Genomic DNA, 20,589 nt, shown 5'->3' on the forward strand with positions numbered 1-20,589 from the left:
AAATCAAATATTGGCCATTTAACGGCCTGAAAAATGACAGGGAAATCTCCTGATAAGAGACAAATGAATAATAAGATAACCCGGTAAGCAAAATGTCCGCTTACCGGGTTTATCAAATAAACCATGGCCTGCCCCTGTTAACTTAGGCCGCCTGCTTAACCCCGGTTAATTTATACAGGAATTTCCTCGGCAGGGTATATTGGCGCTTGATCAGCTGGTTCAACACTTTGAACATCAGCTTGGGACGAGAGCCTAAACGTTTCATGGTTTGCTCCAGCGCCGCCAGGCATTGGTCAATTTCCTGCTCGGTCACCGTCAGCGGCGGATAAAAACGCAGCACTGGATGGGCGGCTTTTTCATTCATGGAATGACCCAAGTGGATATTCTGTTTGCCCATCACCATGGTAATCGCCGTTTCTACCGCCGGGTTGGCGCATTTCAGCCCTGTCATCAAACCTATGCCCGGTACCTCCAGCACCAGCTGGGGGTAATCGGCACAAACCTGCCGCATCCCGGTAAGCAAACGTGTGCCCAGGCGCTGGGCACGGCCGGTGAGATCCTGCTGCTCGATAAACTCTATTGCCGCCAGCGCCGCGGTATTATTATAAGGATTACCGCCGCTGCCGCTGGTAAGCAAACGGGGATCTATACCCTGCTCGTCAATCAGCTTACGCTCGAGCGCTTCGCTCATGACCGTCACGGCAATGGCGGCATGTCCGCCGGTTAAACCTTTTGACAGGATGATCATATCCGGCACGATATTGTCATATTCAATGGCAAACATTTTACCGGCACGGCCAAAGGCGGTCTGGATTTCATCGGCAATCAGCAAGCTGCCGGTTTCCCGGCACAGGCATTCTATCTGCTTAAGGTAACCGGCAGGCGGCACCTGCAAATAAGGCCCGCCGAGTACCGGCTCGATAAACACGGCAGAGACACCGTCGCCAATGGCTTTTTTCATGGCGGCGATATCGCCAAAGGGCACATATTCGACGTTTTCCATCAAGGGAGTAAACGGCGTCCTGTGGCCGGTTTGTCCCAGAATATTCAAAGCACCTAAGGTTTTACCGTGATAACTGTCGCTGATCACCACCATTTTCTTGCGCTTGGGATTGGCTTCGAAGGCAGCGCGCATCGCCAGCTCTACCGCCTCGGCACCGGAATTACAAAAATAAGAGCGGTTGAGATCTCCCGGCAGCATATCGGCTAATTTAGCCATCAGCTTAATGGTATTCTCATCGCAGCTGCCGTAAGGTTTAATCGCCACTTGATCCAGTTGCTTCTGCACCGCCTGCTGAATATAGCTTTGGGTATGGCCGACAATAAATACGCCGTAGCTGCAGGCAAAATCCAAAAATTTATTGCCTTCATTGTCGTGGATCCACTGGCCGTGAGCCGACTGCTCCATGGTTCTGTGGCTGATGCGGTACATGGTTGCTGCGGTCGGGTTCCAGTTATTGTCACATACGTCGATGACTTGTTCGCGGTTCATTAGGCAATTTCCTTATTTTCAAATAAATTCAGCGCTACCTGGTTAAGGGTGGCAATAGCGGTATCCACTTCCCTGTCGGTGATGGTCAGCGGCGCTTTCAGGGTCAAGGTATTCTCTTTGCCCCGGGCGATATTAATACCGGCCGCTACCGCCTGCTGCCGGAAGCTGTCCGCCAGTTTATGATTGGCAAAGTTCAACAGCACCAGGCTGCCCAGGTGTTTAACTTCCACCTTATCCCGGCACATCAGCTCCTGGCTAAACCTTTGCCCCAGAGTCGATTGTCTGGCGCTGAGTTTCTTGCTTTGCAGCACTTCTACCGCTTTTTGCCCGGCAACACAGCTGGCAGGATTTCCCCCCGTGGTACTGCCGTGCAAAGAAGGGTTTTTGTCGCCGTACACGGCATCGTTAATGGCTTTGCGGGTAACATAAGCGCCAACCGGCACACAACCGCCGTTTAACGCACCGCCAAGCACCAGGGTATCCGGCGCTATACCGGAGAGTTCACTGGCAAAGTCGACACCAAACCGGCCCATACCGGAATTCACTTCATAGGCGATCATAATCGCCTGACTCTGGTGGCAGAGCTCACGCATACAAGTAAGATAATCGGCGCTTAACACGGTAATATCATCGCCGACCAACACAGGTTCATAAACCACCGCCAGGGTTTCATCGTCGATGGCGCGCAATAACATTTCTTCATCATTGGCTTCGACAAAAACCGGTTTTAACGGTAAATGGGCCAGGGTCGGGGCATTTATTTCCTTAAACAGGCTGGCAAAACTCAGGCTGCCAAAGTCACTGCCGCGCACCACCACTACTTTAAAGCGGTCCCGGTGCAGGCCTTTCGCCAGTTTTAACGAACCGTCAAAGGCTTCTTCTCCCGAGTTACAGATATAGCTGACAGATAAAGGCGCCGGCGTTGCCTGATCCAGGGTTTTAACAAATTCCGCCAGCGTCGGGCTGATCATCACCCGGTTGGACAGCGGCATCAGCGCCACCTGCTTTTTCACCGCCTGGGTAATGTCCGCCTGCTGGTGGCCGAAGCCGCCGGAAGCAAGATCGATCGCCTCGCTGCCGTCCTGATAGGTTAAGGTGGCGTTTTTCGCTTTGATCACCACTTTACCGATAAATTCCTGCTGCCAGCTGTTAGGCGCATGTGCGTTAAATTGTTCAATATTGGTTGTCATTGTTCTTTTCCTTAAGAGGCTTTGGCAAGCATAAACTGCTCATAAATGGCTTCACGTTTCGGGCGACCGGTAACGGTGAAATAGCTTTTGCGGGTTTCACCATCGAGGTTGACCAGCTTAGGTTGGTTTAAGCGGCTGTAACCGGGCAGGTCCCCGGAGATACCTTGAATTTGCGCTAACAGTTCCGCTTCTTCATCCTTGGCAACCTGGGTAAAGATCACGCCGCTGATGGCTTCCTGTGCTTCACCGAAGACTACGACATCGGCAACCCCGTCGATTTCCTTATAGGTGGCTTCCACCCATTCCGGGCTGACATTACGGCCGTTGGACAAGATGATGACGTTTTTCTTACGCCCGGTGATCACCAGGTAATCTTCTTCATCAAAATGGGCAATATCCCCGGTATGCAAAAAACCGTCTTCGCTGAGTTCACACGACGAAACATCCCGGCTGGAATAACCGGCGCACAAGGTATTACTCTTAATCAGCAGTTCGCCGTCGACAATCTTGCCTTCAATGCCCGGCAATAACCGGCCGACGGTACCCAGCTTTCTTTCTGCGCCCCGGTTCAGGGACACCACGGAAGAGTTTTCGCTCAGGCCGTAACCTTCGTCAACCACCACACCAAAGCCGGCCAGCTCTTCCAATATATTCACCGACACTTTCGCCCCGCCGGTCATAATGGTCGCCTGCGGCTCGCCGAAGAAGCGGCGTTTGGCATCGCTGTCTTTACGCAAGTGCTCCAGGGTTTCTTCCAGCAGTTTCGGCGGCAGGTAAACACAGTTGATGTCGGCATAAGCGATGGTGGCCAGGTAACGCTCGGCAATACCGCTTTGGGTACTGAACGGCGGTAACCCGGCTGGTAGCAACGACGTTGAGCCGCCGGACAACAAGGGCAGATAAACCGCCAGTACCTGTTCGATCAGCAGGGAAAACGGCACCATGGAATAATAATGCATACCGTTGAGGTGCTTATAGATATCCAATAAGGTCGCCACTAAAGCGCCTAATCCCTGATCGCGGATCAACACCCCTTTAGGCGCCGATGTTGTGCCCGAAGTATGGATGATCTTGATAACATCCTGCTGTTTCAATGCCTTGAATTCTTTGGCATCGGTTTGCTTGCTCGCCCGTTTAAACACCTGGCCGTCGGGAAATAAGATACCGATCTCGGGTATTGCACCGGCGATACGCTCTGCCATATCCATGCTGTTAACAAAGCAATATTCTGCCGGCAGCAATAAATGCGCGATCTGGCTGTCGGTAAATTCCGTGGGAATAGGAATGCTGACGGAATTACTTTGGATACACAGCAGGTCGCAGACAATCCAGTCAAAAGACGGATCCAGGGCAATAGCCACCGTCATCTTCGACAGGTCGATACCTTCTTGCTTAAGGCGTTCGCCGCTGGTGTTAACGGTTTGCGCCATGGTGTTTTTATCTATCGCCAGGCTGGTGCCGCAACGTTTAAAAACAGTGCGGTTTTCATCTTCCTTGAGAAAGCGGTTGATTTGCGCACGTAAACTATTATTTTTCATTGTTGTTTATTCCTTTAAAAAGTCTTTATCTATGCCTTATTTGGCTTACGCGACGTAGCTCAAGGCATTGTAAAGTTCCCTGTCGGTATCTATGATCTCACGGCGGCCATGCATCACCCGGGTATTGTCCAATAACACGATATCGTGATTTTGCCATTCGATATTGTGGGTCAGGCGATCCGTTTGCTGTTCTATGTGCTGCCAAACCTCATCCGGGATCACTTCGTCGTTTTCCATGGTGATCACCGGCGGTTCGTAATTAAAAGAAGGGCCCAACAAGCTGTTGGAGAAACCTTGCTCATCGCTGAACAGGGATTTTCTGACCGCCCATACCGAAAACTCAGAATAAACATCGTCATTTTCCAGCAAGGTAAATTTCTGTCCTTCTACCCGCTCGCCCAGGGTCTGCAAATCGGCAAAGGTGACCTGCTCCGGCGACTCGATCCCATCAAGCTCGCTATGGGTGTATTTTTTCCATAATTTCTCCGGCAGGCGTCGGGCATACTTGATACGCTGACCGGCAAACAAGGCTTGCGCCTGATCATTTAATGTTGGCCATACCGCATTGCCGTCGCAGTAGGTAGTTTGCGACCCTGCTTTCGCGGCTTTTTTACAGTAGAACCAGGCCAGGTGGGGCAAGATAGGGGCATTGCCGTTTTCCAGGTGTAAACCTACCTTATCGGTACCGGCATCCACCAGCTGGGCGCTGTCGGAGGCATGGTTCCTGGCGGGATCTAAAGTGACCCGGGTGCTGACATTTCTTACTAAGGTTGAAAAAGCTTCGATACTGGTATCGAAACCGCGGAACAGGACCGCGCCATATGCTTTCACCCAGTTTAATACCTGCTCTTTGTCTAAATCTTCTACCCTGGCATTGGCACCTGCTTCAATAATTTGAATTTCACCGGCTTGTCTGTCTAATAATCTATAACTCATATAACACCTCAATCTTAATTTTTAGGGGATGAGTAATAGCTTAAAGACACAGGAAAAATTAAAAACTGTACGACAAAACAGGTATGGCAATTATTTTTATCGTAAAGGACAGAAAGCATTTGAATAAAAAGGAGAAAAAGAAAACGCCATAAAGAAAGCAGGCCTCTCTTTATGGCGTATAGGATCAAACAAACATCACGATAACAGTCAGGTGTTACAATCCCCCGCCCCAGACTTCCGCCAGTTCGATTTCATAACCGTTGGGATCGAGAATATACAGGGAGCGGGACTTTTCCCATTCCAGAATACCGTTATATTTGATCGGCGCCTGTATTTTCTCACAGGCCGCCAGTGCCTGTTCAAAATTGTCTACCTGGAAAGAGACATGGGAAAAACCGTGCTTTTCATATTTCTCAAAACCATCGACCTGGTACAAAGCCAGTTTAGCCTGCTTGTTGCCGATAATTTTTCCGCTGACTTCCGGCATATCCCTGAGCTCTTCAAAGCCGAATAACGCATGGTAGAATGCACAGGTTTTTGCCAGGTCTGCCACCTTTAAATTAATATGATCTATGCCGTTTACTGCTAACATTATTTTTCCTCCTGAAGTTCACCTAAACCATTGGCTGTGCTTTTAGCCGACTTGCTATTAAAACTAAAGTCCAGCTGGTAAAGATAGATGGAACCTATGATGATCAATAAACTGATAAAGATACGGTTATCCAGGGCAACATCCGTCACCAGCATCGACAGCAGCACACCGACCGTGGGTACCAGGTAATTACTGAAAGATGCAAACGTCGGCCCCTTATCCATGATCAGGGTCATAAACAGTACATACACCAGGCCGCCGCAGAAGACCCCGAGATATAACACCGAACCGACACTGGTCAGGCTCGGCATCTCAACAGGCACCGTACCCCAGATCAGCGCCATCGGTATTAGCTGCAACGCGGAAACGGCAATCACATCACGGGCCAGCACTATCGGGTGCAAGTGCTCCAGGCGTTTCACCAGTAACAAACTTAACGCAAAACTTGCCGCGGCAAACAAAATCGCAAAGGAGCCGGCAAACTCGGTTAAACCCTGCTGCTGTAATTGCGGCCAGAATAAATACAGTAAACCGCCAAAGCCGATCAAGCTGCACACCACGGCTTTTGCCGTCATCCGGGTACCCGCCAGCACCAAAGGCGCCAGCAATAAAGTGATCAGCGGATTGGTGCCGGTGATCACCGCGGCAAAAGCAGGCGGTGTGGTTTGCTGGCCCCAGGCCACCAGCAGGAAAGGCACAGTTGCTTCAAGCAGCCCTATTAAGGCAATGAGCGGCCAGTTACCCGGCGAGCGTTCCAGCTTAAGCAAGCGGCAAACGACAATCAGGAAAATTGCCCCTATGGTCGAGCGGCTTGCCGCTATCCACAAGGCGTCAACTTCCGCCAGCGCCGCGGCATTAAAAATGTATTGAGATCCCCAAATGAAACCACAGGCGATCAAGATGAATAAACTTTTCATGTTTTTTGTCCTTAAGAAGCTTGCTCTAAGCTTTTCCGTGTTAACTGATAACCGCCTAAGGTGTTTTCCAGGTATTTGGCCACCGCCAGCACCTGATGCTCACACCATAAACGTCCGACAATCTGAATACCGATAGGGAAACCCCGGCTGTCGTTGCCGATATTCACCGTCGCCACCGGCTGGCCGGTCAGGCTGTAGGCCATGGTATAGGTAAACTGGCGAATATTTTTACTCGACTCGGTATGTTTAAAGGCCGTGGTCGGGGTCACCGGGCACAAGGTAATATCGTATTTTTCGCTGAAGGCGTTCATGGTGAAGTTATACTTGTCCCAGGTACGCAAGCGGCCGCGCATTTCCGTTAAGCCGATATCACAACTTTGTGCCGCCGTTAAAAAGGCATCGAACAAAGGAGAGTTTTCTTTGGTGCCCAAGAGTTTTGCACCGTTGGCCCAACTGCGGCCGGCATCGGCGCCAAAGGCGATCATTTCCAGTGCCAGGGCTTCTACCTGCTCCAGGCAATCGGGTCTTGCCCATTCGCAGCTTGCGGTTTTCCCGCCGAGTTTATCTGCCGCTTTGGCAATTGCCGCTTTTACTTCATCATCCGGCGTACTCAGGCCGTTATCGTCATACCAGGCCACAGATAAGGTGGCTAAATCCACCTTGCGGTAATTGTTTAATGATACGGGTGGCGAGTTGGGATCTATACCATCGGGGCCATGGGTGATATCAAGCAATAAAGCAACATCATCGACATAGCGGCCCATGGGCCCGTAAGATGCGCTCCTGACATGCAAACCCGCGCCTTCTTCCGGCACCCGGCCGGTTTGCGGCAATCTTCCCTGGGTCACCTTAAGACCGGCAATACCGCAATAGCTGGACGGCACCCGGACACTGCCCATGGAATCTGAGCCCATACCGGCAGGCGAGCCGCCGCCGCCAATCAGCGCCGCTTCCCCGCCGCTGCTGCCACCGGGTGAATAGTCTACGTCCAGCGGATGGTTACAGCGGCCATAAAGCAAGTTGTCGGTTTCAAAAGCCATCAGTAATTCCGGGGTATTGGTGATCCCTAAAATTAGCGCCCCTTCCTGTTTTAACCGGGCGACGATAGTTGCATCGCTGTCGGCAACAAAGTCTTTTAATCCTAAGGTGCCTAAGGTGCAGTTAAAACCTTTTACCTTACACATGTCTTTAATGGATAGGGGAATACCGTGCAATCGTCCTAAGGACTCGCCGTTTTTTACCGCCTCATCGGCGGCTTTTGCCTGGGCCCTTAACCCATCAAAATCCGCCTGGCGCACCAGGGCATTGATTTTCGGATTAATGGCATTGATTTCGGCAATATAGTGCTCGGTAACCTGTTCGCTACTAAGTTGTCCCTGTGCGATCAGGCTCACAAGTGTGTCAATTGATAATGACTGGATATCTATTGAATTCATTTGTCTGTCCTTAGTCAGTTCTTGTTCGGCTGTTATCAGAAAGGCCGGAAACCCGGCCCCTTCTTACATCAAGCAACCAATAACTCTTCCTGGTTAGTCTTCGATTTTTACCAGCTTGCTGAAAGGGAACATCAGCTGATCATGGATCACTATGCCCGGCGGTTGCGTGCTCTCATAAGTAGAGCCGTCTTTGTCAATCACAGTCGCCTTGGCTGTGGTGATAAAAGAAGAAGCCCCGGTAATCGAGGCATTCGGATGCCAGCTGATGATCAGGTAAAGCAACTCGCTGCCGTCATCACTGGGACGCAACGGACAACCGTTGACGTGTTTTTCATAACGGGCGCGGCCTTTTTTATCGGTAATAAAGACATTAGGCAGACCGCCAAACGGCTGTACCACCACCTGACCGGCGTTATCCCAAACCCCTAACATGGAATACATGGTATTGGGGAACAGCTTGCGGAAACGGGCAACGGTTTTTGCCGAACCGTCGTCATAACAGGTAAAAGCATATTTTCCGCGGGCCTGGGACCATTCCCCCAAAGTAATATCTTCCGACGGACCGTCAAAGTAAGGCACAGGGTTAGAATGCTCTGGACGGGTACGGTCAATATAACCATGGTTACCCACTAAATCGACATAGGTAGGTTTGTCCATCAGCTTGATATTTTTCAAGCGCGGATCCGCATCCGGCATATCTAAAAAGCTTTGTAACCAGGCAACATTGCCCGGATCTGTGGTTGACGCCAAAATAGTATCGTCCTGACAGTTTTCCTCGCTTAAGCGGATGGCATCCCGGGCGTTTGGATCGGGATCATACTGACCGACAAACTGGAAAGATAAATCATTGAGGGATTCATAGGCATCCGGGAATTTAAACAGTTTTCTACCGCAGTAATTGTTTACCCCTGTGGTGATATGACCTTTGATCACTTTGCTTTCAATAACATTGGCTGGATAGGTACCGGCACTGGCAGCGAAACCAGTGACAGCGGCAAAAATAGCGGAGCATAAGGTTAATTTTTTCATGGTTTTTCCTTTCTTTTTATTGTTGTTTTTATTTTTATTCAAAGTAAAAGTGACTAGATGCTGATAACGATCTTGCCGCGTACATGTTCGGTTTCTGAAATCGCGTGTGCCTCGGCAATTTGCTCGAAAGGCATTTCGGCAATGGCCGGTACCCGGATTTCGTTGTTGTCGATCAGTTCACGAATGGTTGTCAGGTGCTGGCCGTTAGGCATCACCAAGACACGGGAATGGCCAAAGGTGAATTGCTCGGGGATCTCATGCTCTTTTAAAGTAGCGACATACTTGCCGTCGCTGTTCACCCGGTCGTAAATACCCGGCATATCGTTATCGACAATGTCGAAGACAACATCGAATTGCCCCAGGCTTGCCAGGTAATCCGGGGTGTTATAATCAATGACTTCATCCGCTCCCAGCTCACGCAAATAATCATGGTTATCGCCGGAGGCGATAGCGGTTACCCTGGCTCCGGCTTTTTTGGCAAACTGCACAGCGAAACTGCCGACACCACCGCTGGCGCCATTGATCAGGATAGAGTCACCCGCTTTGACCTGTGCTTCTTCATGAATGGCCTGCCAGGCAGTTAATGACGTCAGCGGCACGGCTGCCGCCTGGGCAAAACTGATGCTCTGCGGCTTGGCAGATACCGCAGAGGCATCCACGGCAATATACTCGGCGTAGGCGCCGTCACGGGTTAAATCGGCAAAGGCATAAACTTCATCGCCCACTGTAAAGTTTTCCACTTGCCCGCCCACCTTAGTGACTTTGCCGGCAACATCCCAACCTAAGGTTAAAGGCAATTGATGCAGGTCTTCATCCGCCAGCCAGCCTTCACGGACTTTCCAGTCCACCGGGTTAACACTGGTATTAACCACTTCGATTAATACTTCATTGGCGGTAATTTCCGGTAAAGTGATCTGCTCGGTAAGCAAGGTTTGTTTTCCGCCGTATTCATGAATACGTACGGCCTTCATAAGCGATTTAGTTGTCATAGTCTGTTCCCACTGGTTTATGTTTAATGAATATCAGTGTGGAAATTCTATGCCGGAGGGGATTGGCTGACACCTGTCCGAAAAGTCAGGCCGGGGCTCTTTTTTTAAAAAAGCTTATTTTTATCGGGAGAAAACGCGGTTAAAGCAGAAGCTGCAACGGCAATATTCCCGGGCCTTTGCGGGGAGTTACCGCTATGGGCAGGGGGAAGTTCCCCCGCACGGTTGATATCGGCTATACCGAAATCAGCCCGTAATGAATCGCCCGGGCAATGGCCTGCGAGCGGTTAAGCACTTCCAGTTTTTTGAATATATTGGAAAAGTGGAATTTTACCGTACGCTCAGATATCGCCAGTATCAGGGAAATATCCCAGTTGCTCTTGCCTTCTTTAGCCCAGTTAAGCACTTCCAGCTCCCGTGCCGATAAATTAGGCTGCCACAAACCCCGGCGCATATTTTCCCCCTGACGGTTAAACACCTCATGGACATGGGGGGCAATATATTCGATAAGCTGGCTGTGCTCGGGGGTGATGCTACCTTCAGGCATCACAAAAGAAAGTAAGGTTGAACCGACATCGGCTTTGACCAGGATAGACAAACCGTCACTGCCGACATATTTTTCGGAAAGGTTTTTAAAATCCGAGCTGACATTCTCAGACTGGCTCACGGCACTGCGCCAATCAACCGCCGAATCGGTATTGGAGACAGCACTGAGAATAGGATCCTGATTAAAAAACTTCCGCTGAAAATAAATTTCCTGCCAGTCCTCACTAAGATTCTGGGTAAAAATCTGCTGCTTGGCGGTGAGGGAGAAATCAGCATTGGTATCAATGGCCAGCGTCGCCGCTTCAAAAGGAATTAGCTCGTTGGTTTTTTCCAGGATATTGGAAATGGCATCGGAATCGCTGCTGGCACGGATACAGGTATCGGCCAGATCTAAGATCTGAATAAGTTTGTTTTTGTCTTTCAAAATGACGTCCCTATCATCAATAAAATAAACAGCTGCTTGATAAACAAATCAGGGTTACAGCACAGAGGTTGACTCCTTCAGCCCAAACAAACACAGTAAAATGCCTGGTACACAGAGTCCGCTGCTTTATTTTATCCTGTTTGCCGGCAAGGGATAAAATAGCAGCCTTGGCAGATACATCCTGAATTCTGCGTATAGTGTACTCTACAAGATAATTTAAACAATATGTATTAATATTTGTAACTAAAGATTAACAAATCATTATAAGTGTTTTTCCACCAGCCAGAAAAAAACACCCTATCAATTTGATATTATTAAACTATCTACAAAAACCAGACATTTTATTGATGAAAGGCCATCGCTATTCCTAAGCCACATTGAGTAATTTATTGCTGATTTGCTGGTTCACTTTAATGACATCGATAGTAAAACGACCAAATTGCAAAGGTAAGGTGCTTTTCGCGCTCTCCAAAATATCTACCAGAAAAACGACCGGTTTATGCTCATAATACGACCCCCACTTCTCCCTTTGTCCGGCTGATAATTTAGTGATATCCGCCACACCCACAGGGTGATAGGTATAACCAAGCTTATTGATCATTTTCTCCACTATCGGAGTTAAGGTCACCAGGGTAAATCTCATGCCTTTTGACCATAAAATATGAGGCAAGGTCTCCAGTAACTTGTATGCCGCCGATTTATAGCCAAAAGATGAAAAAGAGCCGATTTCACAAATATGCTGCCGGTCAACAAAGTCTCCGGTGATCTCGTAGGCAATTTGCTCTACCGGACGATCCAGGTATTGCTCTGAAAACAAACAGTTAAACTTAGGATAGGTAATACCGTAAGCACCGGCATAATTTTCCTGCTCGCTTTCTGCTACCTGCATAAAAACAAACTCATCCGGCGTTGGCGTTACGTCGGCTTTATGTATGCTTGCATAAGACTCAGTGACCAGGTTTACGATGTTTTCATAGTCTTCGCTGCCGGGATCTATGGTGCGAATTGAACTACTTGCCATGGTTTTCATATGTATTTTTCCTTGAAGTTAAAAATTATCGACAAGGTTAGGTCCGGATATATTGAAAGGGAATTTCAGCCCCTTTCGTTGTATTGCGCAATATCGCACCAAACCAATGCCTTAACAGCACCAGGAAAACAACCCAGACCAGAAAATACCGGCTGGATAACTATTTTTTCGCTAAACACAGGGCAAATTAAAAAATTTCACCGGTGATAAGTTAATTTTTTCTCCCTGCTAGCGAAGAAAAAAATAAGCCAGTTATATTGAACAGTTCTTATTTTCGCCCTGTTTCACCCCAGTAAAAACAACCATACCTGTCCATATGGTCAGGAGAAAAAACCGGCCATAACCAGCCATTGACATCAGCAAAAAGACAAAATCCAGCCAAAGAAAACCTGCCGGACAAAAATAAAACAAACCATTGTTTTAAATCAATTTTTAAGAGATAAACCCTTGACAGAAACGCTACCCTGTCCAGTGGTACAGCTGTCCATAGGGTCGGTTATCTCATTTGCCTTTACTGATTACATTTATCTCAAGCAAGCAAACAGACTAATTAATCAAAATTATTGACACGAAGGAAGTGAAGTAATGGAAAACAATATCTTTATGCAAGAAAACGGTTTCGATTTAGCAGTTTCTAAAAAACACAAGTTATTAATTGATTGCTATAAGTTACGTCATGATGTTTTTGCCAAAGAGCTTGAATGGGTTGCCCAGGAAGATAACCGTTTAGAAATCGACAAATTCGATTTTGCCAGCAACCATATCGTTATTTCCCAGAACCAGAAAGTGAATGCTTATATGCGTGTCACCCCTAAGCATTCTCCCTGGTTATTGACCGATACTTTTTCTTTTTTGATTAACGAAGGCAGGGATCATGAATTTCTCGACAACAGTGTTGAGGTCACCCGCCTGGCGGTAGATGCCCAGTTCAGAAGACTTAAAATACATCAGCAGTTCACCTTATGTGACATGCTGATCAAGGGACTGCTGCAATTCTCACTGGAGAACAATATCAAACACTGGTACATAGTGGTTTCCCAGGAAATTTTCTCCCTGCTTAACCGCCGCGGCCTGGATTGCCAGCAACTGGGTAAAACCACGGTAATGCCGGACGGCGTCAGAACCCTGGCGGCACGTATCGATGTTGAAACTTTTATTGAAAACTGTGCCGCTTATTACCTGGACTTCAACATGCAGGATCAGGAGCAGCAACTGGCCGCTTAATAGTCTCGCTTAAAGCAGGCTTTTATCTAATCAATAACAAGCCGAAAATAACAAACCAGCCGGGAGATTTTTTTCTCCCGGCTGGTTTGTTATTTTAAAAAAAGCGCGCTACTTAAACAGGGTTTTGACATCTGGATGATCATATAACCCGGCACTGTTTTTTTGCTCCAGCAGTTGATGGGCCTGGTTTTCGATAAAAGCGACAGTAGCATCGGACAAGGCGTTGCCGATACTGAAACGTTTCACTCCCAGCTGCTGTAATGCCGCCACATCCGTCAGGTTCGGCAGTGACATCACATTCAAAGGCGCCTTTATCGCTGCGACCACGGCCCGGATATCATCTGCCTGGCTTAATCCCGGCACAAACAACCCGCTGGCGCCGCTGTCGATATACGCCTGCCCCCGGCTGATAGTTGCTGCTAACGGCTGTGTCAGCTGCAAATAAGTATCGGTACGGGCATTGATAAAAAAGTCCTGATAACCTTTGCTGTCCAGGGTTAAGCGTATTTTCTCCAGCACATGGCAATGGTCCGGCTGCGCTCTTAAACCGGCTTCATGCTTGAGGGAATCTTCAATATTGATACCGGCAGCTCCCAGGTCGGCAAGCTTTAACACATTATCGGCAATCTCCGCCGCCTCTGTGGCAAAGCCGGCTTCGATATCCACGGTAACCGGTACGGAAACATTGGCAATGATATTCTTAGCCAGGGTTAATACCTGCTCAAAAGAAATCTGTTCTCCGTCCTTATAACCCAGGGCATTGGCCGCGCCCCAGCTGGTAGTGCCTATGGCTTTAAAACCTGCCTGTTCCAGCACCAGGGCCGACAATAAATCCCAGGCATTGCCTAAACACAAGACCTGCTGCTGTTGATGTAAGGCATTAAAAGCCGCGATATTCTTTTTCATAATTTCTCCTGTTAATAAGGTTATCGAATATTATTTTAAAAATTGAGTTTTATCCTGGCGCCGGTGAATGACATCATTCAGTGCTTCGTCGCCATTTGCCTGCGTTTCCTTATCCGCCAATCCCTGAAAACCTTCGTGCTTAAGCAGCCACAACTTACGCTCTACCCCGCCGGCATAGCCGGTTAAGGTACCGCTGGCGCCTATCACCCGGTGACAGGGCACTATTATCGTCAGCGGATTTCGGCCATTGGCTCCCCCCACCGCACGCACCGCCTTGGGGTTATCGAGCATGTCGGCAATTTCGCCATAAGATAAACTCTGGCCAAAAGGGATCTCCTGCAAACAGCCCCACACCGACTTTTGAAATGCCGTGCCCTTAGTATCCAGCGGCAGCTCAAAGGTTTTTCGCTGGCCGGAAAAATACTCCTTTAGTTGCTCCCGGCAAGACCGGGTGATCTCGCTGGGATTTGCCGGTTTTTTTTCCAAACCGCAAAATATCACCTGGGCTATCCCGGCATCGGTTGCCTGAATTTCCATGTCCCCCAAGGGGGTGTCTAAATAATCTATGTACATCAGAGTAGACTCCATAATTGAAAGGTTAAATAACTGCGCCAGGGGGAAGCCTCTTCCGGGGTCAGGGCTTCACCGCTTTGCCCCATGGCTTTTTTCACCCCGAGATCGCCGCCAAGGAAAATATCCGGCTCGCTTAAGCCCCGCAGCCTGGCATAATCTACGGTCCAGGGTCCTATACCCTTGAGTTTGAGCCAGGCCGAGGCATCATCCGGGTTTTCACTGTCCAGATAATGGCGGGCAAGATTACGCAAAGTTTGTTTGCGCGAACCGGGGATTTTCAAACAATCGAGTTCGTTGTCGGCAATGGCCTCAGGGGTGGGGAAAAAATATTTTCCGCCGCTGGATTCCCCCAGGGAACTCACTAAAATCGTCACCAGGTTACGTGCTGCCACCACAGAAATTTGCTGACCTAAAATCGCCCGGATCCCCGCTTCAAACATGCTCCAGATCCCCGGCAGACGCACACCCGGTTTCACGGTAAAACCTTCCGGGCAGCTTAACGCCAGATCTTGCTCTACCGCCTGCATGTCGACATCTAAATCTAAAATACGGCGGATATTATTCACTATCGCTTTTAAGTGCCTGACATCATCCACTTCTATGGTGACATCAAACCTGAAATCATCGGCAATATGTTTGGCGGTGAAACTACCCCGGGTGCCGGCCCATTCAAACATACGGCCATAACTATGCTCACTGCCCCACTCCAGGCCGGGTATCGCTCTGGCCATCAGAAAAGAAGACATCAGGGACCAGTTATACGGCGGCCGGTAATACAGCTTAAGCTGCAAGCTGTTCGCCTTTTCCTCTGCCGATTTACGCATTTTTGACGGCGTTAACTTTAATTGATTTAAAAAGCAGTCGTTAAAACGGCGGATACTGCTGAAACCACTGGCCAACGCCACTTGCGTAACCGGCAGTTTTGTTTGCTGAAGCAATTGCTTGGCAAACAGGCATTGCTGGTATTGGGCATAGGTTTTTGGGGATGTACCCAGGTGTTTTTTAAAAAGATCCCTCAGATATCTGTCGCTGATCCCCAGCCGCTCCGCCAAAGCGGATAAATCGCCGGTTTGCAATGCCCCTTCATCAATCAGCTTAATGGCACGTTCTAACGTGGTATTAACCCCTTTCCATGCGGGAGAGCCCGGCGCACTGTCCGGCCGACAACGCAAACAGGGACGAAAACCGGCATTGGCCGCTTCAATGGCGGTGGCGTAATAACAGACATTCTTTTCTTTTGGCGGCGATACCGGACAGGTAGTACGACAATAGATACCCGTAGTTTTCACTGCGGTAAAAAATTTTCCGTCAAACCTGGGATCCCGGGAAAAACGGGCTTTTTGACAGATTTCTGGGTTAAGCATTTTTGTTCCTTCACACTAAGCATTCAAGCTAATGACGTCACTATACGCCAGTAAAAGAAAAAACCTAGCCAGAATCGGAACTGAATGTTATTCCGTTTCAGGAATTGCTGTGTTATCAAAACGGGCATGCCCAACCAAAGACATGCCCGTTCAGATTTTGCGGCATTAAAAAAACTATTTGCTTGTTGCTACAGCATCCTTTTAGGCAACCCTGCCAATGTTAGCCGACAACAACTCATGCTTGCGGGGATGAACTTTTCCAGTTTCGGCATAAAATTTAAGTTCTTCAAACACGACACTTGCCAGCTTATTAAATTTAATTTTCATCAGCGGCCCCATTAGTTGGGCAAATACCGGCAGCAAAGTCACATCAATTTCAAAGGTAACAAGCGATTGATTATGACCGTATTGTTCAACCCGCCAGCTATTCTCCATCCCTCGTACAAAAAACGGCATGCCTGACAGCTCCACCTTATAGCTAAAGTTATGCTGCTCTTTATCCATCTTAGTCAAGGTCTCCTTTGCTACCGCTCCGTCGGGTAATTCACAGGCACGTCCTTCCCCCTGGGGAAGTTCGGGGTTTTCGGTAGAGCTGGTTACCACGCTGGTCCACTGACATATATCGTTATAATCATCAGCAAGGATTTTCCACAAGGTTTCAACCGGGGCATTAATATTGATCTTGTTAATTATCTGCATTTTCATTCTCCTCAAGTACGGGACATCATTTCTCAACGCTGTTGTGCATTGGCTTTGGCTGGGTACAAGAATCCTTAAGCCTTGAAGATATGCATCTTTAAAGCTAAGACCTTGCTGTAAATAAATAGGGCTGATTTTTTGGTCGGTTATGCGCTGATAACGTCAAACAAGAGAAGTCGACCTGGTTACCGGAAACTGGATCTCACACACGCAACCATCAGGGTCATCCTGCGACGGAGGTTGAATAAACACCTCTCTTGCAGGGCCTGATATATGAAAATCACTATTTTCAATCCACCTGCCTATTTGCGCATATTTTTCATAACCATTTTCAAACGAGCCGACTCGCATGGCGGAAATCACTTTTCCTTCCTGTTGAAGCATTCGTGCACTCACTTCATCTCCCCCCGGGAGAAGCAGGGGCGTTTCGACCATTTTCTCCAGCGGAAAACCCACTTCAATATCCGCATTCTCAATACTAAAGGCATCACCGTGTATGATGATGGTGAGATGACCAAGCAGCTCTTGTCCGAGCATAGCCGGAACACGCTCTCGTAATTCAGTCACCAGATAAATGGTATCGAATAGACTGGGCATTACCTTACGGGTTGAATAAAATGGCTGGGCAGAAGTGCTTTTCAGGATAATACCGTCGCCAATAAGGTTTTCTGGCTGCTCAACTTCTTTCAACCGTGCTTCTATAATTTTTAACCGGTTTATTTCTTGCTGAACAGTTTGTTCAACCTGGGCTTTTCGAAGCATTAGCATGCCACGGATTTCCTGCGCAGATACCTCTTCCAAAACCATCTTTTTGATCTGTTCCAGTGAAACCCCCAGCTCCTTTAACGATAAGATACGGTTTAATTCAGGCAGCTGTTTAGTGCTGTAATAACGATAACCTGTCGACTCATCCGTATATGCCGGCTGAAAAAGACCAATTTGATCATAATAACGTAACTGTGAAATAGCCGTTTGGGCTATTTTCGAAAATTCACCGATCCGAAACATAGCGCCGCCTCTTTTGTATAATCTCTGCTTTGTGTTGCCAAGTATGGACTCTAAAGCCACTTGAGAGTCAACAGTCGATAAAAAAAACATCAGTTTGGCTCACGAGCTCGTATGCCGAATTGGCAATATCCTCAGCCAATCGCTTAATTTTTCCTGTCAACGGCTATAAGGGTAGCCTATTAAAAAGCGTATCTCTGGTGTGAATGATGACCACTTATTTATTGTGGTGTGACGGTTTACAACATGATCCCGGGTTGGGTTTAGGGCAAACACCCTGAGGGGAAAATAATGAACGAGCCTTCCTTAGCCCGATACAATATTTCAACTATCAACATTTGTGTTTTTCCATGTTAAGGAATGAATGGCTTACGGTTTTCCCTAAATCAGTCCATATTAAGCCTGTTTCAACTGAGGATACTCCTCCCCGGTAAAGTGCCAATTCTCCATTTCAAATTCCACTTTTGATCCCTGCACCACAGTAACATTACCGCAATTTAAACGCACCGCCCCCTGACGGGTCGATAACGGCTGGTAGTCCACCACGCCAAGCGTTTCTGCAGCAGTTACTATATGCTTACGGGCGCGGCATAATTTAACATTAAACTGGGCTTCGTTATCCCCGATCATCTGGTGCAGGGCTTCCCGCTCTACCCAGCCCACCAGCAAGGGGTCAACCACACCGTCACGCGCCATCATCTGCTGATATTGCTGATAATATTCCCGGGCCAAAAGCAACATCACATAGTGATGCACCCGCTCGCCAAGATCCTGCGTCTGTCCTTTGGCCAGCAGCTGGATGCTGACATGCCAGTCATTGGCGCTGACATCAAAACGCAGGGCGATTTTATCCGTTAACTCTGCCGCCGCCAGCTCCTTGGCATTTCCGGAATTGGCCGCCGTTTGCGTGACTTGTTCACAGGTGACCGGCGCCAGGCCTGAGGTGACCGCCAACGGATTTTCCAGTCCCTGCTGATGGTACACCAGGATATATTGCTGCAGCGCTTCTTTGTTTAAACCAAAATTATGGCTGCTAAATTCCTGCATCAGCTGGATAACCGGCAACGCCTGGTCCGCCCGGGCCAGATAACTGGCGGTCACATGGATGTAATTGATGCCCGAAGTGATCGCCGTTATTGCATTCTCCTTGGCATGCTCTGCACTGCCGGCAAAGGCACATTCAAAGGTTAAGGCATTGGCATGGCTGGTGGCGTTTAGCGCCGCCAAAAAGCGCTTCACCCCGGCAGGCGAAAACTGCGAGTGATCATCGGCGAAACAAATCCTTTGCACCCCGGACAATTCACACATCCTGACAATTTTCAGCAACTGGCTGTGGGACAGCTCAAAGGTATTTTTCAGCAGCAAACGTATGCTAACTTCACCGGTGCCGATAAAATGCTCCAATAATTCGGCGCAGCGGTTAATGGCCGCGGAATCCGACATTTCATCCGGGTTGATCAGCACATATATCTGGTGATGGCCAATCGGCTGCCCTTTATTGAAATACTGCCGTAATTGCTGATAGCAGATTTTTCCCCACACATGATCATTATGGCTTAAGCCCTGCAATAACCTGGCGTCAATCAGTTTGCCGTCAAATTGTGCCTGCTGACTTAAATCCGCCAATGTGGTTACCCGGCTCTCGGTCAACGCATTTAACTCCGCACCGTTATTTTGATGGCTGCTTGCGTCGATAAAACCAAGAAAAGTTTCCGGATAGATGTATTTATTCCAGTCATTTTTCATCTCAACTCCTCCTTGCCGTTATGGTATTAACGACTCCGTATACTGAACAAATAGCGTAAACGAGTATGCCCGACCAGAGAATGAGGAAGCCCCCCAGTACGCTGTCTGACACCTTTTCACCAAAAATCCCGATTGCCACCAACAACATCAGCGTGGGATTTAAATATTGCAGCAAGCCAATTGTGGTTGCCGACAAAAACACGACACTGCCGATATAAAGCAAAATCGGCAATGTGGTTACCGCCCCCAGCAACAGCATTAAGCCCCACTGGCCTGCGGTAAAATCATAACTGTGGCCGCTAATGCCTAAGCCGCTATCACCTAAACCAAGAAGGCCCAAGACGATAAACAGCAGCGCCGGTATCGCGGCAAAGCCCGTTTCCACCGTCAGGGTCACCAGCGGCGCAATCGGCCTGGTTTTTTTAAGCACGCTGTACCAGGCAAAGGTGGCGGCAATGGTGATGCCTATCCAGGGCAGCGAATGAAGATAACGCGCCTGGATCACCACCACAGCTCCCAGCAAACACAAACAAATGGCAATAAATTCTACCGCACTCACCTTTTCTTTTTGCCGCCACTTCAGCAGGGCAACACTGAGAATAGGCGCAAGAAAATAACCTAAACTTGCCGAGCTGAGTTGGTTTAAACTGATAGCGAATATCACCAGATACCAGTTGCTGGCAATCAAGATGCTGCTTAACAGCAATAACCGCCACTCCAGCCCTTTCAACTGAACCAGCGAGCGGCGCACCTGGGGGATGAAAGCCAGCAAGCCGGTGCAAAACAACATGGCAAACAGGATGCGTAATGCCAGTACCTGCAAATTATCTATCCCAGACAAGGCATTAAATATCAGGGTCGCTGCCGACCAGAGAAAAAATGCACAGATATTGGCAACCAGCGCCTGTGATGAATTTGAGATCGATAAAGTCATTATTTGCTTCCTGCTGTTTTTG

The 20,589-nt window shown here is 48.5% G+C and carries 19 protein-coding genes; 1 reads left to right on the plus strand and 18 read right to left on the minus strand.

Features of this window, described 5'->3' with window-relative positions; translation table 11 throughout:
- Positions 1–142 precede the first annotated feature (142 nt).
- From SG35_RS26825 to SG35_RS26875, 11 genes are all read right to left on the minus strand, one after another.
- Positions 143–1,492 carry an aspartate aminotransferase family protein gene (locus tag SG35_RS26825; protein WP_044834191.1) on the minus strand — a complete coding sequence of 450 codons (1,350 nt, stop codon included), beginning with the start codon at positions 1,490–1,492 and terminating at the stop codon, positions 143–145.
- The gene (locus tag SG35_RS26830) at positions 1,492–2,682 is read right to left on the minus strand and encodes an aminotransferase class III-fold pyridoxal phosphate-dependent enzyme (RefSeq protein WP_053043208.1); all 1,191 of its coding nucleotides are present in this window, start codon (positions 2,680–2,682) and stop codon (positions 1,492–1,494) included. The genes SG35_RS26825 and SG35_RS26830 overlap by 1 nt, the downstream gene beginning before the upstream one ends.
- An 11-nt stretch (positions 2,683–2,693) precedes the next feature.
- Positions 2,694–4,220: an AMP-binding protein gene (locus SG35_RS26835; protein WP_053043209.1), complete on the minus strand. Its 1,527-nt coding sequence runs from the start codon at positions 4,218–4,220 to the stop codon at positions 2,694–2,696.
- Between the two features lie 45 nt (positions 4,221–4,265).
- Positions 4,266–5,156 carry a TauD/TfdA family dioxygenase gene (locus SG35_RS26840; RefSeq protein WP_053043210.1) on the minus strand — a complete coding sequence of 297 codons (891 nt, stop codon included), beginning with the start codon at positions 5,154–5,156 and terminating at the stop codon, positions 4,266–4,268.
- A 214-nt stretch (positions 5,157–5,370) separates the two neighbouring features.
- A complete protein-coding gene (locus tag SG35_RS26845; protein WP_044834192.1) occupies positions 5,371–5,748 on the minus strand; it encodes a VOC family protein in 378 nt (125 codons plus the stop codon).
- Positions 5,748–6,665, minus strand: a complete 918-nt coding sequence (locus SG35_RS26850; RefSeq protein ID WP_044834193.1) for a DMT family transporter — start codon at positions 6,663–6,665, stop codon at positions 5,748–5,750. Before SG35_RS26850 ends, SG35_RS26845 begins: the two co-directional genes overlap by 1 nt.
- Before the next feature lie 11 nt (positions 6,666–6,676).
- On the minus strand, positions 6,677–8,101 hold the full coding sequence (locus tag SG35_RS26855; RefSeq protein ID WP_044834194.1) for an amidase: 1,425 nt from the start codon (positions 8,099–8,101) through the stop codon (positions 6,677–6,679).
- A gap of 93 nt (positions 8,102–8,194) precedes the next feature.
- Positions 8,195–9,130 (minus strand): hypothetical protein, encoded by a 936-nt coding sequence (locus tag SG35_RS26860; protein WP_044834195.1) that lies wholly within the window; start codon positions 9,128–9,130, stop codon positions 8,195–8,197.
- Between the two features lie 53 nt (positions 9,131–9,183).
- Complete coding sequence (locus SG35_RS26865; RefSeq protein ID WP_053043211.1) at positions 9,184–10,119, minus strand: NADP-dependent oxidoreductase; 936 nt, start codon at positions 10,117–10,119, stop codon at positions 9,184–9,186.
- A gap of 232 nt (positions 10,120–10,351) precedes the next feature.
- Positions 10,352–11,086, minus strand: a complete 735-nt coding sequence (locus tag SG35_RS26870; RefSeq protein ID WP_044834197.1) for a helix-turn-helix transcriptional regulator — start codon at positions 11,084–11,086, stop codon at positions 10,352–10,354.
- A 367-nt stretch (positions 11,087–11,453) separates the two neighbouring features.
- On the minus strand, positions 11,454–12,116 hold the full coding sequence (locus SG35_RS26875; RefSeq protein WP_044834198.1) for a thermostable hemolysin: 663 nt from the start codon (positions 12,114–12,116) through the stop codon (positions 11,454–11,456).
- 585 nt (positions 12,117–12,701) lie between these two features.
- Here SG35_RS26875 and SG35_RS26880 point away from each other — a divergent pair.
- The gene (locus tag SG35_RS26880; protein ID WP_044834199.1) at positions 12,702–13,340 is read left to right on the plus strand and encodes an acyl-homoserine-lactone synthase; all 639 of its coding nucleotides are present in this window, start codon (positions 12,702–12,704) and stop codon (positions 13,338–13,340) included.
- Between the two features lie 108 nt (positions 13,341–13,448).
- Here SG35_RS26880 and SG35_RS26885 read toward each other — a convergent pair whose 3' ends face one another.
- The 7 genes from SG35_RS26885 to SG35_RS26915 all read right to left on the minus strand — a co-directional run bounded on the left by SG35_RS26885 (position 13,449) and on the right by SG35_RS26915 (position 20,567).
- A complete protein-coding gene (locus tag SG35_RS26885; RefSeq protein WP_044834200.1) occupies positions 13,449–14,246 on the minus strand; it encodes an isocitrate lyase/PEP mutase family protein in 798 nt (265 codons plus the stop codon).
- A 30-nt stretch (positions 14,247–14,276) separates the two neighbouring features.
- Positions 14,277–14,819, minus strand: a complete 543-nt coding sequence (locus SG35_RS26890) for a methylated-DNA--[protein]-cysteine S-methyltransferase (RefSeq protein WP_044834201.1) — start codon at positions 14,817–14,819, stop codon at positions 14,277–14,279.
- Complete coding sequence (locus tag SG35_RS26895; RefSeq protein ID WP_044834202.1) at positions 14,819–16,183, minus strand: AlkA N-terminal domain-containing protein; 1,365 nt, start codon at positions 16,181–16,183, stop codon at positions 14,819–14,821. Before SG35_RS26895 ends, SG35_RS26890 begins: the two co-directional genes overlap by 1 nt.
- Positions 16,184–16,384: 201 nt before the next feature.
- Positions 16,385–16,882 (minus strand): SRPBCC family protein, encoded by a 498-nt coding sequence (locus tag SG35_RS26900; RefSeq protein ID WP_044834203.1) that lies wholly within the window; start codon positions 16,880–16,882, stop codon positions 16,385–16,387.
- 162 nt (positions 16,883–17,044) lie between these two features.
- Positions 17,045–17,890, minus strand: a complete 846-nt coding sequence (locus SG35_RS26905) for a MerR family transcriptional regulator (protein WP_044834204.1) — start codon at positions 17,888–17,890, stop codon at positions 17,045–17,047.
- 393 nt (positions 17,891–18,283) lie between these two features.
- Positions 18,284–19,633 carry a hypothetical protein gene (locus SG35_RS26910; RefSeq protein WP_044834205.1) on the minus strand — a complete coding sequence of 450 codons (1,350 nt, stop codon included), beginning with the start codon at positions 19,631–19,633 and terminating at the stop codon, positions 18,284–18,286.
- A gap of 1 nt (position 19,634) precedes the next feature.
- A complete protein-coding gene (locus SG35_RS26915) occupies positions 19,635–20,567 on the minus strand; it encodes an EamA family transporter (protein ID WP_044834206.1) in 933 nt (310 codons plus the stop codon).
- Between the last annotated feature and the right edge of the window lie 22 nt (positions 20,568–20,589).

Origin of the sequence: Thalassomonas actiniarum (assembly GCF_000948975.2) — a bacterium.
Taxonomy (GTDB): domain Bacteria; phylum Pseudomonadota; class Gammaproteobacteria; order Enterobacterales; family Alteromonadaceae; genus Thalassomonas; species Thalassomonas actiniarum.

Excerpts from the sequence above, each read along its gene's own strand:
- SG35_RS26905 (WP_044834204.1), bottom strand. The coding sequence starts at position 17,890 with ATGTTTCGGATCGGTGAATTTTCGAAAATAGCCCAAACGGCTATTTCA.
- SG35_RS26825 (WP_044834191.1), bottom strand. The coding sequence starts at position 1,492 with ATGAACCGCGAACAAGTCATCGACGTATGTGACAATAACTGGAACCCG.
- SG35_RS26865 (WP_053043211.1), bottom strand. The coding sequence starts at position 10,119 with ATGACAACTAAATCGCTTATGAAGGCCGTACGTATTCATGAATACGGC.
- SG35_RS26845 (WP_044834192.1), bottom strand. The coding sequence starts at position 5,748 with ATGTTAGCAGTAAACGGCATAGATCATATTAATTTAAAGGTGGCAGAC.
- SG35_RS26840 (WP_053043210.1), bottom strand. The coding sequence starts at position 5,156 with ATGAGTTATAGATTATTAGACAGACAAGCCGGTGAAATTCAAATTATT.
- SG35_RS26915 (WP_044834206.1), bottom strand. The coding sequence starts at position 20,567 with ATGACTTTATCGATCTCAAATTCATCACAGGCGCTGGTTGCCAATATC.
- SG35_RS26885 (WP_044834200.1), bottom strand. The coding sequence starts at position 14,246 with ATGAAAAAGAATATCGCGGCTTTTAATGCCTTACATCAACAGCAGCAG.
- SG35_RS26900 (WP_044834203.1), bottom strand. The coding sequence starts at position 16,882 with ATGCAGATAATTAACAAGATCAATATTAATGCCCCGGTTGAAACCTTG.
- SG35_RS26895 (WP_044834202.1), bottom strand. The coding sequence starts at position 16,183 with ATGCTTAACCCAGAAATCTGTCAAAAAGCCCGTTTTTCCCGGGATCCC.
- SG35_RS26880 (WP_044834199.1), top strand. The coding sequence starts at position 12,702 with ATGGAAAACAATATCTTTATGCAAGAAAACGGTTTCGATTTAGCAGTT.
- SG35_RS26910 (WP_044834205.1), bottom strand. The coding sequence starts at position 19,633 with ATGAAAAATGACTGGAATAAATACATCTATCCGGAAACTTTTCTTGGT.
- SG35_RS26855 (WP_044834194.1), bottom strand. The coding sequence starts at position 8,101 with ATGAATTCAATAGATATCCAGTCATTATCAATTGACACACTTGTGAGC.
- SG35_RS26860 (WP_044834195.1), bottom strand. The coding sequence starts at position 9,130 with ATGAAAAAATTAACCTTATGCTCCGCTATTTTTGCCGCTGTCACTGGT.
- SG35_RS26830 (WP_053043208.1), bottom strand. The coding sequence starts at position 2,682 with ATGACAACCAATATTGAACAATTTAACGCACATGCGCCTAACAGCTGG.
- SG35_RS26850 (WP_044834193.1), bottom strand. The coding sequence starts at position 6,665 with ATGAAAAGTTTATTCATCTTGATCGCCTGTGGTTTCATTTGGGGATCT.
- SG35_RS26890 (WP_044834201.1), bottom strand. The coding sequence starts at position 14,819 with ATGTACATAGATTATTTAGACACCCCCTTGGGGGACATGGAAATTCAG.
- SG35_RS26875 (WP_044834198.1), bottom strand. The coding sequence starts at position 12,116 with ATGAAAACCATGGCAAGTAGTTCAATTCGCACCATAGATCCCGGCAGC.
- SG35_RS26835 (WP_053043209.1), bottom strand. The coding sequence starts at position 4,220 with ATGAAAAATAATAGTTTACGTGCGCAAATCAACCGCTTTCTCAAGGAA.